The organism is Streptomyces sp. NPDC044704 (genome assembly GCF_056433525.1).
Genome location: NZ_JBWKGY010000006.1, coordinates 187623 through 202905 on the forward strand (window position 1 = coordinate 187623; position 15283 = coordinate 202905).

The following is a 15283-nucleotide window of genomic DNA, read 5'->3' on the forward strand; positions in this document are numbered from 1 at the left end:
CCCTCCGGGCGACGACGGGAGTTTGACGACAGGCCCTAGGGGCGTGACCGGGAGGCTCGGTGGGCCGGCGGGAGATTGGCGTGTCGGAGGGGTTTTCCTCTCCGGTACCCATCAGTACATTGACGCCATGTCTAATACGCCGCTCGTGCCCGCCCCCGTGGCGTCGGAACACATAGACCTCCAGCCCCGGAACGTGTCCTTCTCCTGGCAGGACACCCCGCTCCACTGGCTGCCCGGCGATCCCTTCGCCGGGCACACCATCAACGTGCTGCACCTGCTGCTGCCCGCCGGTGAGCGCTGGTTCGTCCACGTCTACAAGCAGGTCCTCCCGTACATCACGGACGAAGGGCTGCGGGCGGACGTCATCGGCTTCATCGGGCAGGAGGCGATGCACGCCGCCGCGCACGACGACGTGCTCCCGCACCTGAGGCGCCTGGGCCTGGACCCCACCCCGTACACCGCGCAGGTGGACTGGCTGTTCGAGAAGCTCCTCGGCGACCGGACCCTGCCGCCGGGGCGGCCCCGCAGGTGGTGGCTGATGGAGCGGGTCGCGATGATCGCCGCGATCGAGCACTACACGGCGTTCCTCGGCGACTGGATCCTCAACGCCGGGGAACTGGACCGGCGGGGCGCCGACCCGACGATGCTGGACCTGCTGCGCTGGCACGGCGCGGAGGAGGTCGAGCACCGTTCGGTGGCCTTCGACCTGTTCATGCACGTCGACGGCAACTACCGCCGCCGGGCCCGGACCTGGGCGACCGCCTTCACCGCCCTGGTGTTCCTGTGGCAGCGCGGCGCCCGCTTCTTCATGGAGAACGACCCGCACCTGCCCGCCGCGAAGGCCTCCCTGGGGCAGTTCTTCCGGGCGGGGCAGCAGGGCGTCCTGCCCTCGACGGGGGCGATGCTGAAGTCGATCCCGACCTACCTCTCCCGTACCTACCATCCCTCGCAGGAGGGGTCGACGGCCCAGGCGGTGGCCTACCTGGCGACCTCGCCCGGCGCCAACGGCGGGGTGCGGCCGTGAGGCGGGCCCTGGCCGTGACGGCGGTCGCCGGTGCGGCGCTCCTGACGCGGCGCGCGCTGCGGCGGCGCATCGGCCGCTCCCCGCTCTGGCCGCTCCCGGCGCTGGAGAACCCGGTGTCGGGGCACTCCCCCCGCCGGCTGCTGCGCGCCCTGATCGTCTCCCGTACGGAGCCCGCCGACGGGGTGCTGCGGCTCGTCCTGGAGTCCGCGGAGCTGCCGGCCTGGACCCCGGGCGCGCACGTGGACGTCGTCCTCCCCTCGGGCCTGGTCCGCCAGTACTCGCTGTGCGGGGACCCCGCCGACACCGGCCGGTACACGATCGCCGTCCGCCTGATCGAGGACGGCCGGGGCGGCTCCCGCGAGGCGCACGCACAGCTCGTGGAGGGCGCCGAGCTGGAACTGCGGCCGCCGCGCAACCGGTTCGAGCTCCTCCCGGCCCCTTCGTACGCGTTCGTCGCGGGCGGCATCGGGATCACGCCGCTCCTGCCGATGCTCCGCGCGGCGACGGCGGCCGGCGCGGACTGGACCCTCCTCTACGGGGGCCGCTCGCGCGCCTCGATGCCGTTCCTGCCCGAACTCGCCTCCTACGGGGACCGGGTCACCGTCCTGCCCGAGGACGAGACGGGCCTGCCCGACCTGAGCCCCCTCGCCGCGCTCGCCCCGGGCACGCTGGTCTACTGCTGCGGCCCCGACGCCCTGATGCGGGCCGTCACCGCGGCGGCCGCGGACCCTGCGGCGGTCCGGCTGGAGCGGTTCAGCCCGGAAGCGACCGGTCCCGCGCGGGCCTTCACGGTGGAACTGGCCCGCTCGGGCACCACCGTCGAGGTCGCCGCGGACGAATCGGCCCTGACCGCGGTGCGCCGCGTCCTGCCCGACACCCCGTACTCCTGTGAGCAGGGCTTCTGCGGCACCTGCCAACACCGGGTCCTGGCGGGCGACATCGACCACCGCGACGAACTCCTCACCGACGCCGAGCGCGCCGACTCGATGCTCCTGTGCGTCTCCCGAGCCACGACGAACCGGCTGACGCTGGACCTGTAGGTCCGGCGAAAGGGCCCGGACCAGCGAGGAGCCCCTGGCCGGACGGCGAAGTAGGGTGTCGGCATGACAACCGGGGTGCGGCGCAGGATGGGTGTCGAGGAGCGGCGGCAGCAGCTGATCGGGGTTGCCCTGGAGCTGTTCAGCAACCGCTCGCCCGACGACGTGTCCATCGACGAGATCGCGGCGGCCGCGGGGATATCCCGGCCGCTCGTCTACCACTACTTTCCGGGCAAGCTGAGCCTGTACGAAGCCGCGCTGCGGCGGGCCGCCGACGAGCTGGCGCAGCGGTTCGTGGAACCGCACGAGGGACCGCTCGGGGCGCGCCTGCTGCGGGTGATGGGGCGGTACTTCGCCTTCGTCGACGATCACGGGCCGGGTTTCTCCGCGCTGATGCGGGGCGGTCCGGCGGCCGGGAGCAGCCGGACGAACGCGATGATCGACGAGGTGCGGCAGGCCGCGTACGAGCAGATCCTCGCGCACATCGGCGTACAGCGGCCGCCCGCCCGGCTGGAGCTCGTGGTGCGGTCGTGGGTGTCGCTCGCCGAGTCCACGGCGCTGCTGTGGCTCGACGGGCGCCGGATCCCGCGGGCGGAGCTGGAGCTGCAGCTGGTGCACGACTTCGCGGCGCTGGCGGCGGTGAGCGCGGCGTACGACGCGGAGATGGCGGGGATCCTCGTGCAGATCCTCGTGGACGAGCCGGCCGACGGACCGTTCGGCGAGCTGGTCGGGCGGCTGGCCGGGCTGGTTCCGGGCGGGCCCGCCGAGCCTCGTTGACCTGGCGCGCGGCGATAATGCCCGCGTGATCATTGACGACGGGGTGTTGTTCCGGCCGGCCGAGGAGAAGGACGCCGGCATTCTGGTGTCGCTGTACGACCAGGCCGCCCGGTGGATGCGCAAGAACGGGATCGACCAGTGGAAGCCGGGCGAGAAGGACGCCGCGCACTTCCGCGCGAAGATGCGCGAGGGTGAGGTGTGGCTCGCCGAGGATGCCGACGGCCGGGTCGTCGGCGCGTACGAGCTGTGGTGGTCCGACGAGGAGGCCTGGGGGGTCCAGCCGCCCGTCGCGGGCTACGTGCACCGCCTGATGGTGGAGCGGGAGGCCGCGCCCGCCGGGACGGGCCGTCGGATCCTGGAGCACGCCGAGTGGCGGATCGCCCGGACCGGGCGGGAACGGGCCCGCCTGGACTGCGTGTCGACGAACCCGCGGCTGCTCGCGTACTACCGCTCCGCCGGGTACCGGGTGGTCGGCGAGTTCCCGTCCAAGCAGGGCCGGGACGGGAAGGTGTACGGGGTGATCCTGCTGGAGCGGCGCCTCGACGTCTGACGGCGCGCGCACCCGCCCCGGCGCACGCCCCCCGCCCCGGCCCGCGCCCCCGCACGGGGGACGTCCCGGGCGCAACCACCCGGCCCGCGCCATGCCCGGTCCGCTCTCGGCCTCTGCCCGGGCTTCCGCTTGCCGCCCCTTCCGGCGCGCCGGTACTGATGGGCGCGACCAGTCGGTACCAGGAGGGGAACACCATGAGGAATTCCGGGAGCAGGACCGCGGGAGCCGTCTTGGGCATGGCGCTGGCGTGCGTGCTGGGGGCCGCGGGGGCGGCCGGGGCCCAGCAGCAGCCGTCGGCGCCTTCGGCGGCCGGTGTCACGGCGGCCGCGGGCACCGCGTCCGTGCAGGCGCCCGCCGCGGTGGTCGAAGAGGTCAGGGCGGCGACGGCCAGGCAGCGTGCGCTGGCCCCGAACGCCCGCGTCGTCTGTTACGCGGCCCACGTTCAGGACGTCGGCTGGCAGTCGACGGTGTGCGACGGCGCGGTGGCCGGGACCACCGGGCAGAGCCGCCGGATGGAGGCCGCGGTGATCGCGACCGGCGGGGTCGGCGGGGTCTGTGCCAACGCCCACCTCGCCGACGTCGGCTGGCAGGGCTGGCGGTGCGCCGCGGACGGCGCGGCCGTGACGGTGGGCACCACCGGCCAGTCGCGGCAGATGGAGGCGCTGGGGCTCCAGGTCGGCTCCGGGAGCGTCGCGGCGCAGGCGCACGTACAGGACCACGCCTGGCTGAACACGGCCGCCGGGAACCCGGTCTACGTGGGGACCACCGGGCAGTCCCGGCGGATGGAAGCCCTCCGCATCTGGGTCTGACCGGGCCCGGCTCCGCCCGCGGCGGGGTGACATGGCGGGGGCGGTGCCGGTCGTGATGACCGGCACCGCCCTGTCGTCCTGCGCGTTCCTGTCGCTCCTTTACGTTCCTGCCGTTCCTGCCGTTCCTGTCAGCCGGTGCCGCCGTTCAGGAGCGCTTGAAGACCGCCACCGTGCGGGCCGGGGTGGTGAACTCCCCCGTCGCCGCGTCGTGGACGGCGGACTTCACCGCCGGGTCGGCGCCGTTCGCCTGCACCGGGTGCAGGGCGTACCGGCTGCCCGCGAGGGCGGGAAGGCGCTGCTCCTGGGCGGTGGGCGTGGCGTTGAAGACCACCACCAGGTCGCCCAGGGTCATGGTGATCACGCCCGGGGTCTCGCCGGTGCCCGAGAGCGGGAAGGCCAGCTTCGCCTGGACGGCGTCCGCCGTGGTGAGGGCGAAGGCGCTCTCCGTCGTACGGATCCTCAGCAGGTCCCGGTAGGCGGCCGAGGCGCCGTTGATCTCGGCGCAGCCGGGGGCCGGGCCGCTCAGCAGGGGCTTCGCGTACGGCCACTTGGAGGCGTTGTCGGCGGCGGGCGGCAGGCCCCGGCCGAAGCCGTTGCCGTCGCGGCAGTCCCAGTGGAGGGCGTTGAACCAGTCGCCGCTGTCGTAGGAGTTGCGGTCCAGGGACTTGGAGCGGAGCAGGTCGGTGCCCGCCTGGGAGAGGGCCGGGCCCTGGGACAGCGCGGCCGTGGCCATGGCCAGGACCTGCATCCGGGCCTGGTCGGCGGTGGAGGTGCCCTGCGGGAGCTTGAAGGTGAGGGCGTCGGCCAGGGTCTCGTTGTCGTGGGCGTCCACGTAGGCGAGGGCGTCGCCGGGGGCGGCCGCGTAGCCGGCCGGGGCGCCGTTGTAGTCCACCTCGGAGCCCTTGACGCGGCGGCCGGTGGTGTCGGTGAACGCGTACGAGGCGAGGTTCCCGGACAGCCCCACCTTGATCAGGTCCTGGGAGTGCAGGAGGCGGGTGCGCTGTTCGGCCGGGGTGCCGTTCGCGGGCGAGGCGTTCGGGGCGGTGAACAGTCCGGAGGCGAAGCCCTGCACGCGCGGGTCCTCGTCGAAGGGGCCGCCGCCGCGCACGGCGTCGCGGGCCCGGTCGGAGAAGGTGGCGATGCCCGTGCCGGCCATGTTCTTCTGCGTGGCCTGGACGAAGCGGGCGTCGTCGGCGATCTCGCCGAAGTTCCAGCCCTCCCCGTAGAGGACGATCTTCTTGCCGTCCACCCCGTCCTTGGCGGGGGTGAGCGCGTCGAGGGCCTTGCGGACGGCCAGGATGTTGTCCTTCGGGTGGTGGCCCATCAGGTCGAACCGGAAGCCGTCGACCTTGTACTCCTTGGCCCAGGTGACCAGGGAGTCCACGACGAGCCGGCCCATCATGGCGTTCTCGGGCGCGGTGTTGGCGCAGCAGGTGGAGGTGGCGACGCCGCCGTCCGCGAGGAGCCGCTGGTAGTAGCCGGGGACGATGCGGTCGAGCACCGACTTGTCGGCCTGCCCGGAGGCGACGGTGTGGTTGTAGACCACGTCCATGACGGTGCGCAGTCCGGCGCCGTTCAGGGACTGGACCATCTTGCGGAACTCGACCGTGCGGGCGGTGCCGTTCGGGTCGCTCGCGTACGAGCCCTCCGGGACGGTGTAGTGCAGCGGGTCGTAGCCCCAGTTGTAGGAGTCCTTGGCGGCGGCCGCCGCCACGCAGGCCTGCTGCTCCTCGCTGTCGGGGGCGTACACCTTGAGGTCGCAGGCCGGTTCGGTGCGGTCGGCGGGCTTCTCCGGGATGGTGCCGATGTCGAAGGCCGGCAGCAGGTGGACGTACGAGGTGCCGGAGGCGGCCAGGTCGCGCAGGTGCCGCATGCCGGCCGAGCCGGTGTCGGTGAAGGCCAGGTACTGGCCGGGGTGGGTGCTGGTGCGGTCCGCGACGGAGAAGTCACGGACGTGCAGTTCCTGGATCTGGGCGGAGGTGAACGGCACGGCCGCCGGCTTGCGGAGGTCCTTCCAGCCGGGCGGGGCGAGCTTCGGGTCGGCGAGGTCGACGGCGAGGCTGTGCGTCGAGTCGGCGGTGAGGGCGGTGGAGTAGGGGTCGGTGACGAGGTTGCGGACGACCTGGCGGGTCGTCGGCGCCCAGACGGTCACGGCGTAGCGGTAGGGCTTGCCGGTCCAGGAGCGTTCGCCGCGCACCGACCAGACGCCCGTGGTGTCGTCGCGGCGCATGGGGACGCTGCGGCCGTCGAGTTCGAGGGCGACCTGCTGGGCGGTCGGCGCCCACACGGACAGGGTGGGGCGGCCGTCCTTGAAGACGGGGCCGAGCGGGCTGTTCGTCGCGTACAGGTCGTCGAGGACTCCGGCGAGCTGGACGCCGGTGGCGGCGAGGACGGCGCCGTTCGCGGCGCGGGCGCTCGCGACGAGCTGGCCGCGCAGGGCCTCGCGGACGCGTTCGCGGTCGCGGGGGTCGACGGTGAAGGCCGGGTAGGCCGCCAGGTGCGGGAACTTCTGCTTCTGGGCGGCGGTGAGCTCGGAGCGGTTCAGCCGCAGCCAGGCCGCTCCGGCCTCCCGGAGGGTGCCGTTCTCCGCCGTGATCCGGCCCTCGCGGGAGGCGAGGAGCTGGACGGACGCGGCGGCCGCGGGTGCCTTCCACGCGACGGTGTCCCGGTCGATCCAGACGGCCTCGGCCTTGGTGAGGTCGAGGGCGGCGGCCGATCCGGCGGGCTGCGGCAGGAGGTACGCCGCGCGGCCGCCCAGCATCCACACCTCGTGGCCGGTGGCCTTCAGGTCCAGGGACTGGTCGGTGGGGAGGTCCTTCTCGTCGCCCTTGTGGAGGATGTAGCTGAGGCTGGTGGCGCCGGCCGCGAGCGGAACCTCGTAGACCGCCCCGTAGGAGTCGGTGCGTACGGGCATCAGCGGCTTCGACCAGTCGGTGGGGTTCGCGGCGCCGGCCCAGACGTGCAGGCCCCAGCCGTCGTACGCGCCGTCGGGGCGCTGGTAGTGCAGCACGGCCTTGGTCTGGTCCTGCGGCGGGTAGGCGGGGCGGTCGGTGCGGGCGGGTTCCTTGCCCTGCTCCAGCCAGATCTCCCCGGTCTTCGTCACGTCGACGGTGCGGTCGGTGGCGACGTCCTTGTTGCCGTCCTTGTCGATGACGAGGTAGCTGACGGAGGAGGCGCCGGGCTTGAGCCTGACGTACGCGAACGCCCCGTAGGCGTCGCGGCCGGTGAAGGCGTGCCCCTCCGGCCACGGGGTCGTCTCGCCTTCCGCGAGGTTTCCCCAGGCGTAGAGCCGCCAGTTCGCGTAGTCGCCGTCGGGGCGGTTGTAGTGGACGACCGCGTAGTCGCGCTGGGTGGCGGTCGGGGTCTCCTTCGGCGGGGCCTGCCCGGCGACGGACGCGGCTCGGGCGCCCGCCGTGCGCCCGGCGGAGTCGACGACGACGGCCTTGTACCGCAGGGGCGTCCCGGCCGGGGCCGTGACGTGCTGCGTCACCTTGTACGGGGCGTGGTCGGCGGAGCCGAGGACCTGCCACGCGCCGGTACCGGCCTGCGCGGCGAACACGACCCGGTTCAGGCCGCCGCCGGTGACCTCCGCGGACAGCTCGACGGTGCCGGTCGCGCCGGGCGCCGGGGCCTTCAGGGTGAGCGCGGGCCCGGCCGTGGGCGCGGCGAGCGGTGCCACGGCCTGGAGGACCACCGAGCCGAGTGCGGGCAGCGGGACGGTGAGCTTGCCGGCCGCGGAGGCGCGGATCAGCGCGGTGCCCCCGTACAGGGTGCGGTACTGGGCGCCGGCCGGGGCGTCGACCTCGACGGTGCGGGCTCCGGCGGCGTTGTTCGCGGCGACCAGGTACTCGGTCCGGGTGCGGACGTCGGTCCGTGCGAAGGCGTACGCGGACCCGTCGGCGAGGCGCTCGCTCTGTACTCCGTCGCGCAGGGCCGGGTGGTCCTTCGTCAGCTTCGAGAGGGCGCTGATCTGGCGGTAGAGCGGGTGCTGGGGGTCGTAGGCGTCACTCGCGTGGGTACGGGCGGTGCCCAGCTGGTCGTCGTCGAGGTAGTCGGCGGTCCGAGAGGCGAAGAGGGGCTGGCGGGCGTCCTTGTCGCCGCCCGCGCCCGTGAACCCCTGCTCGTCACCCGAGTACACCACCGGGTTGCCCCGGGAGAGGAACATCAGCTCGTTGGCGAGGCGGTATCGGTCCAGGAGCTCCTGCTCCCCCGCGCCGGGACGATCCTGCTTCAGGAAGGTCCCGAAGCGGCCCATGTCGTGGTTGCCGAGGAAGGTGACCTGCTCGTAGGCGTTCGCCTTGTCGGTGGTGTACCGGTAGTCGTCGGCCAGTACGGAGCCCAGCCGGCCGGCGCCCGCGCCCTGGGAGGCGTACGCGCGGATGGCGTCCTGGAGCGGGAAGTCGAGGGTCGCGTCGAGGCGGCCGCGGGTGACGTAGGGGGAGGTGACGGCGGTGTCGGCGGAGTAGACCTCGCCGAACATGAAGAAGTCGTCCCGGCCGCGCTTGGCGGCGTACGCGTCGAGGGCGGTGGCCCACTGGGTCCAGAATCCGGTGTCGACGTGCTTGACCGTGTCGATCCGGAAGCCGTCGATGTCGAAGTCCTTGACCCACTTCTCGTAGATCTTCTCCATGCCGCTGACGACCTCGGGACGCTCGGTCCACAGGTCGTCGAGCCCGGAGAAGTCACCCTGCTCGGAGGACTCGCCGGCGAAGGTGGAGTCACCGCGGTTGTGGTACATCTGCGGGTCGTTGAGCCAGGCCGGGACCTTCAGGTTCTTCTTCGCCTCGGGCACGAAGGGGGTACGCGGGAAGGAGGCGGGACCGGTCTTCGGGAACTTGTCCCTGTCGTTGCCCTTGTCCTTCCCCTTGTCCTTCGTCTCTCCCCCGGAGTAGTCGGCGTCGTCGAAGGGGACGCCGTCCTTGGTCAGGTAGGGGAACGCGCCCTTCGACAGGTAGGAGCGGGAGCCCTCGCGGTAGTCGACGACGTCGGCGGTGTGGTTGGTGATGACGTCGAAGAAGACCTTCATCCCCTTGCGGTGCGCCGCGTCGATGAGCTTCTCCAGGTCGGCGTTGGTGCCGAAGTGCGGGTCGACCTGGGTGAAGTCCGTGATCCAGTACCCGTGGTAGCCGGCCGAGGCGGCATCGCCCTCGCCCTGCACCGGCTGGTTCTTGAAGATCGGCGCCATCCAGATGGCGGTGGTGCCGAGGCCCTTGATGTAGTCGAGCCTGTCGGTCATCCCCTTGAGGTCCCCGCCCTGGTAGAACCCCTTGTCCGTCGGGTCCAGTCCGGTCTGGAGCCGGGTGCCGGTCAGGCCGCCGGTGTCGTTGCGGGGGTCACCGTTCGCGAACCGGTCGGGCAGGACGAAGTAGAACTGCTCCCGGGTCAGGTCGTGCCGGGCCGGCTCGGCGGCCAGTTTCGCGTCCGGGGGCGGGGCGGGGGCCTGTGCGGCGGCCGCCGCCGGGAGGACGGGCAGCAGCGTCACGGCCAGGGCGGCGGCGAGCACTCCTGCGGCAGGGCGTATCAAGGCGGGTTCTCCTCGGTCGCGTGGGTCACGGGATGGAGGGCCGCCCGGCGGTGGCGGGTTCTGGGGTGCCGGGCGGCCCTGGTCTGCGGGGCGGCGGCTCAGCCGCGCCAGGTGTCGGCCGCCGTGACCTTGCCGCTCGCCGGGACGGTGGCGGTGCGGTTGGCCCCGCCCTCCCAGGTGACGTTCCCGGCGGCGTCCTTGCGCACGTACTTGTAGGCGAAGGCCGTACCGGCCGGGAGGGCGACGTCGAGCTTCCAGACGGGGTAGGCCGCCGGGTCCAGCTTCAGGGCGGCGGCCGTGTTCCAGTTGCCGAGCTCGGCCCGGTCGCCGGTGACGTACACGTCCTGGCCGGGCACGGTCGTCGCGTTGACGGCGAAGGAGACCCCGGTGGTGGCCGGGGTGGACGGGGTGCCGGTGCAGGTACGGGCGTTGACGTGCAGGGCGAGCGCCGTACCGGCGGCGACGGTCGCGGTGAACTGGCCGGAGCCGTTCACGGAGACGGGCCGTCCGCTCTGCACGTCGCAGTAGTCACCGGCCGGGAGGGAGGTCTGGAAGGTGCGGGTGAGCGCGGACCCCTCGTGGTTGACGACCACGTACGCCTTGGCGCCGCGCCCGAAGGCGATCTGGTCGCCGCCGTTGTCCCACCAGTTCGTGACGGACTGGCCCCGGGCCGCGTTGCGGAAGCCGACCATGGAGGAGATCTCCCGCCAGGCGTGCTGGCACTTCCATCCGTCGGCGTAACAGGCGTTCACGGAACCGCCGTTCGGCGGGCCGGCGTCCTTGTCGGACCATTCGTAGCCGGAGTGGACGTCCGGGGAGCCGTAGGGCCAGGCCAGCATGAAGACGTTGGCCAGGGTGTAGGCGGAGCCGTTCTTGTAGCTGAGGGTGTCACCGACGCGCTCGGTGTCGTGGTTGTCGACGAACACGCCGCTCTGGGCGGAGGGCATGTGACCCCAGGCCTCGCCGAAGTTCTTCAGGTAGGCCAGGTTCTCGTTCTGGAAGACCCGCTTGAGGTCGCGGGCGTAGCGGAACTCCTGCACGTCGCCGCTGCCGAGGTACTCGGCGGGCGAGACGGCCTCGCCCGCCCCGAATATGGCCTCCTGCTTCCAGTAGACCCCGGGGTTCGTCAGCCGGGACTTGATGTTCGCGAGGTCGGCGGCGGGCATGTGCTTGGCGGCGTCGATCCGGAACCCGTCGACGCCGAGGGAGAGCAGGTCGTTCAGGTAGCCGGCGATCTTGCCGCGTACGTGGTCCTCGCCGGTGTCCAGATCGGCCAGCTGCACCAGCTCGCAGTTCTGGACGTTGCCCCGGTCCTGGTAGTTCGAGATCGTCGCCCGGCAGTCGTCCATGTCGGCGCCGGAGTAGAGGCCCGGGTATCCGTACTTCGTGTACGAACTCCCCCCGGTCCCGGTGCCGTCGCCGGCGGCCATGTGGTTGACGACGGCGTCGGCCACCACCTTCACCCCGGCGGCGTGGCAGGTGTCCACCATCCGCTTGAACGCGACCCGGTCGCCGAGCCGGCCGGCGATCTTGTAGCTGACGGGCTGGTACGAGGTCCACCACTGGGGGCCCTGGATGTGCTCCTGGGGAGGCGAGACCTGGACGAAGCCGTACCCGGCGGGGCCGAGGGTGGTGGTACAGGCCGAGGCGACGGAGTCGAACCGCCACTCGAAGAGCACGGCGGTGACGTCCCGCTCCCCGGGCGCGGCGGCCCGCGCCTGCGGCGCCTGCGCGACGAGGGACCCGGCGGCGGCAACTGCGGCGACGGCGAAAAGGGTTGCAGCTCTGGCGGCTCTGACAGGCATGCGGGGGGCCTCCTGGCGTAGAGGTGGGGATTGCACGCGACCGTAGGGCCAGGCCGGAAGTGTTGCAAGAGTTTGCGCAAGAGGTTGCAGATTTGTTTCCGGGGGGCGGGCGGGGTTGCGCGGGGCGGGGCTCAACTCATCCGCATCAGGGAGGGTTTGGCGGTTTCCCGTCAGTCTCATCGTCTCTCCGGGGCGGACCGGTCCCTCAAGGGCGCTCACTTCGTTCGCGTCGCTACGCGATGGCCTTCGGCCACCCTTGACCGACCGCCCCACCCCGGAAAGCCGAAGACCGACGGGAACCCCCCAAAAGAACGGTCACGGGGAAGAGGGGGAGGAGCGGCCCCGTCAGCGCAGCGACGACGGGCCGGGGCCCGCCCGACCGGGCACACGACCCCCTCACAGCCCCTCCCGGGACCGGGCTCCTGGCTTACCCACCCGAAATGACGACCAGATCAGCCTGGGGTGCCGTCAGGCGCATCTGATCGCTACGCGCTCCTCATTGCATAGCGGCAGCGGCCCGTCTAGGGCTGGACATAGACCGCAGGAGGCACCTGTTCCCCGGTGTCGTCTCAGCGGCTGACGACCAGCCGTGGTCACTCTCATGGGCAGTCTGGGGTCTTTCCTGCCGGGGGGCGTCGCCGCAGGAGTACAGGCGGGCGATAGCCGCACGTCAAGGCCCATGGGTGGGGCGTGTGGGCGGTCTATGTCCAGCCCCAGGCGGTCGTCGGACGCTAAGCCGAGAGGAGCGCGTAGCGATCCGACGCGCCTGACTGCGCCCCAGGTTGATGTAGTCGTCATTTCGGGTGGGTAGCCGGTGGCTCGGTCCCGGAAGGGGGCGCGAGGGGGCCGTATGCCCGGCCTACCGGCCCCCGGCCCCTCGCCTCATCGCTGACGGGGCCGCTCCTGTTTGTCCGTCCCCGTGACCGTTCTTTTGGGGGGTTCCCGGCTGTCTTCGGCTTTCCGGGGTGGGGCGGTCGGTCAAGGGTGGCCGAAGGCCATCGCGAAGCGACGCGACGACGAAGGAGGAGCGCCCTTGAGGGACCGGTCCACCCCGGAGAGACGATGAGACTGACGGGAAACCACCAAACCCTCCCTGACGCGGACCGGCCAGGACCCCGCTACTCCCCCGGCCCCGGCCCCGTCGAGCCCCTGACCACCAGCTCCGGTTGGAAGACGTACTCCGTGCGCTGGACGGGGGTGCCCGCCACCGCTTCGAGGAGGGCGCCGACCGCGGCCGTGGCCATGGCGCGGACCGGCTGGCGGACCGTCGTCAGGGGCGGGTCGGTGAAGGCGATGAGCGGGGAGTCGTCGAAGCCGACCACCGACACGTCCTCCGGCACCCGCAGCCCCCGTTCGCGGGCCGCCCGTACGACGCCGAGTGCCATCGGGTCGCTGCCGCACACGATGCCGGTGCAGCCCCGGTCCAGGAGGGCGCCGCCGGCCGCGTGGCCCCCTTCCACCGTGAACAGGGTGCGCTGGATCAGCCCTTCCTCCTCGGCGGAGGGCACCGCCGCGAGGAACCCCTGCTCCTTGCGGGCCGAGGGCACGTACCGGGTGGGCCCGATGGCCAGGCCGATGCGCCGGTGCCCGAGTTCCTCCAGGTGCCGGACGGCCATGTCCGCGGCCGCACGGTCGTCCGGGGAGACGAAGGGGGCGCTGATGCGTTCGTTGAACCCGTTGATGAGGACGAACGGCACTCCGCGCGCCGCCAGCCGCTGGTAGCGCGCCGGGTCGGCGTGGCCGTCGGCGTGCAGGCCGGACAGGAAGACGATCCCGGTGACGCCGCGCTCCTCCAGCTGCTCCACCAGTTCGTCCTCGGTGGCCCCTCCCGGTGTCTGCGTGCACAGCACGGGCGTGTACCCGTGCCCGGCCAGGGCCTGCTCGATGACCTGGGCGAACGCCGGGAAGATGGGGTTGGTGAGCTCGGGGATGAGCAGCCCGACCAGGCCGTTGCTGCGCCGCTTGAGCCGTACGGGCCGCTCGTAGCCGAGCAGGTCGAGCGCGGCCAGCACCTTGTGACGGGTGCCGGCGGCCACGCCCGACTTGCCGTTGAGCACGCGGCTGACGGTCGCCTCGCTGACCTGGGCCTGCGCGGCGATGTCCGTCAGCCGCAGCGGGGAAGTCACCCCCGCCACCACACGGTGCTGTCGGCGGGAAGGACACCGGCCGCGTCGAGCTCCGCGCTGGACAGCAGCACTTCGCCGGGCGCCGCGAACGCGACGGGTTCGCCGGTGGTGTTGACCGTGCAGACGAAATCGCCGCGGCGGAACGCGAGGACCCCGGCGGGCGCGGGCAGCCATGCGACGGCGTCGCCGGCGCCGAGGTCGGCGTGCTCGCGCCGGATCCGCAGGGCGGCCCGGTACAGCTCCAGGGTGGAGGCGGGGTCACCGGTCTGCGCCTCGACGCTCAGGCCGGCCCATTCGGCGGGCTGGGGCAGCCAGCTGCCGCCGTCGCCGAAGCCGTACGGGGCCTGGTCGCCGGACCACGGGAGGGGGACGCGGCAGCCGTCGCGGAGGCCGTCCTGGCCGTTCTCCTTGAAGAAGGAGGGGTCCTGGCGGACCTCGTCGGGCAGGTCGGTGACCTCGGGCAGGCCGAGTTCCTCGCCCTGGTAGACGTATGCCGATCCGGGCAGGGCCAGCATGAGGAGCGCGGCGGCGCGGGCCCGGTCCAGGCTGCCGAAGCGGGTGCGGTGGCGTACGACGTCGTGGTTGGACAGCACCCAGGTGGTGGGGGCGCCGACGGGCCGCATCGAGTCGAGGGAGTCGTCGATGGCGCCGCGCAGGGCCTCGGCGTCCCAGCCGGTGCTGAGGTAGTGGAAGTTGAAGGCCTGGTGGAGCTCGTCGGGGCGCAGGTAGAGGGCGGTGCGGTCGGCGCTGGGGGTCCAGGCCTCGGCGACGCCGATGCGGTCGCCCGCGTACTCGTCGAGGACGGTGCGCCAGGAGCGGTAGATCTCGTGGACGCCGTCCTGGTCGAAGAAGGGCAGGACCTGGTTGCCGAGGAGCTTGAGCTGTTCGTCGCGGCCGAGGTCGGGCAGGCCGGGGGCCTTGACGAGGCCGTGGGCGACGTCGATGCGGAAGCCGTCGGCGCCGAGGTCGAGCCAGAACCGCAGGATGGAGCGGAACTCGTCCTGGACGGCGGGGTGTTCCCAGTTGAAGTCGGGCTGCTCGGGGGCGAAGAGGTGCAGGTACCACTCGCCGTCGGCGACGCGGGTCCAGGCGGGGCCGCCGAAGATGGACTCCCAGTCGTTGGGGGGCTCCGCGCCGTCGGCTCCCCGGCCCGGCCGGAAGTGGAAGCGTTCGCGCAGCGGGGTGCCGGGGCCTTCCCGCAGTGCCTGCTTGAACCATTCGTGCTGGTCGGAGCAGTGGTTGGGGACGAGGTCGACGATGATGCGCAGGCCCAGGGCGTGGGCTTCGCGTATGACGGCGTCGGCGTCGTGCAGGGTGCCGAACATGGGGTCGATGGCCCGGTAGTCGGCGACGTCGTAGCCGGCGTCGGCCTGCGGGGAGGCGTAGAAGGGGCTCAGCCACACGGCGTCGACGCCGAGCTCCTTGAGGTAGGGCAGTCGGGTGCGGATGCCTTCGAGGTCCCCCATGCCGTCCCCGTTGGAGTCGGCGAAGCTGCGCGGATAGACCTGGTAGATCACCGCTTCTCTCCACCAACCGGGCCGGGTGCCGGTCGGGGCGGGAAGTGCGTCGGCGAGGTGCTGGGTCATGTCGTCCTTGGAGAGGTCTGGCCGGGTGGTACGGGGCGGGCGCGG

9 protein-coding genes are annotated in these 15283 nt (G+C 72.5%); 5 read left to right on the top strand and 4 right to left on the bottom strand.

Translation table 11 applies throughout. From position 1 onward, the window contains the following. Positions 1-127 precede the first annotated feature (127 nt). The 5 genes from AC07B0_RS17640 to AC07B0_RS17660 all read left to right on the top strand — a co-directional run bounded on the left by AC07B0_RS17640 (position 128) and on the right by AC07B0_RS17660 (position 4197). The gene (locus tag AC07B0_RS17640; protein WP_356877481.1) at positions 128-1024 is read left to right on the top strand and encodes a metal-dependent hydrolase; all 897 of its coding nucleotides are present in this window, start codon (positions 128-130) and stop codon (positions 1022-1024) included. Next, positions 1021-2064: a PDR/VanB family oxidoreductase gene (locus tag AC07B0_RS17645; protein ID WP_478898549.1), complete on the top strand. Its 1044-nt coding sequence runs from the start codon at positions 1021-1023 to the stop codon at positions 2062-2064. Before AC07B0_RS17640 ends, AC07B0_RS17645 begins: the two co-directional genes overlap by 4 nt. 63 nt (positions 2065-2127) lie before the next feature. Further along, positions 2128-2838 carry a TetR/AcrR family transcriptional regulator gene (locus tag AC07B0_RS17650; protein ID WP_478898550.1) on the top strand — a complete coding sequence of 237 codons (711 nt, stop codon included), beginning with the start codon at positions 2128-2130 and terminating at the stop codon, positions 2836-2838. Positions 2839-2863: 25 nt separating this feature from the next. Further along, positions 2864-3388 carry a GNAT family N-acetyltransferase gene (locus tag AC07B0_RS17655; RefSeq protein ID WP_356877478.1) on the top strand — a complete coding sequence of 175 codons (525 nt, stop codon included), beginning with the start codon at positions 2864-2866 and terminating at the stop codon, positions 3386-3388. A gap of 194 nt (positions 3389-3582) precedes the next feature. Then, on the top strand, positions 3583-4197 hold the full coding sequence (locus AC07B0_RS17660; protein ID WP_478898551.1) for a polysaccharide deacetylase: 615 nt from the start codon (positions 3583-3585) through the stop codon (positions 4195-4197). A 145-nt stretch (positions 4198-4342) separates the two neighbouring features. On the opposite strand, the gene pulA is transcribed toward AC07B0_RS17660, so the two are convergent. From pulA to AC07B0_RS17680, 4 genes are all read right to left on the bottom strand, one after another. After that, positions 4343-9721 carry a pullulanase-type alpha-1,6-glucosidase gene (gene pulA, locus AC07B0_RS17665; protein WP_478898552.1) on the bottom strand — a complete coding sequence of 1793 codons (5379 nt, stop codon included), beginning with the start codon at positions 9719-9721 and terminating at the stop codon, positions 4343-4345. Between the two features lie 98 nt (positions 9722-9819). Continuing rightward, positions 9820-11526, bottom strand: a complete 1707-nt coding sequence (locus tag AC07B0_RS17670; protein WP_478898553.1) for a carbohydrate-binding module family 20 domain-containing protein — start codon at positions 11524-11526, stop codon at positions 9820-9822. Between the two features lie 1118 nt (positions 11527-12644). Further along, positions 12645-13661, bottom strand: coding sequence for a LacI family DNA-binding transcriptional regulator (locus AC07B0_RS17675; RefSeq protein ID WP_356877473.1), 1017 nt, complete (start codon positions 13659-13661; stop codon positions 12645-12647). After that, positions 13649-15238, bottom strand: coding sequence for a glycoside hydrolase family 13 protein (locus tag AC07B0_RS17680; RefSeq protein WP_469379898.1), 1590 nt, complete (start codon positions 15236-15238; stop codon positions 13649-13651). Before AC07B0_RS17680 ends, AC07B0_RS17675 begins: the two co-directional genes overlap by 13 nt. Between the last annotated feature and the right edge of the window lie 45 nt (positions 15239-15283).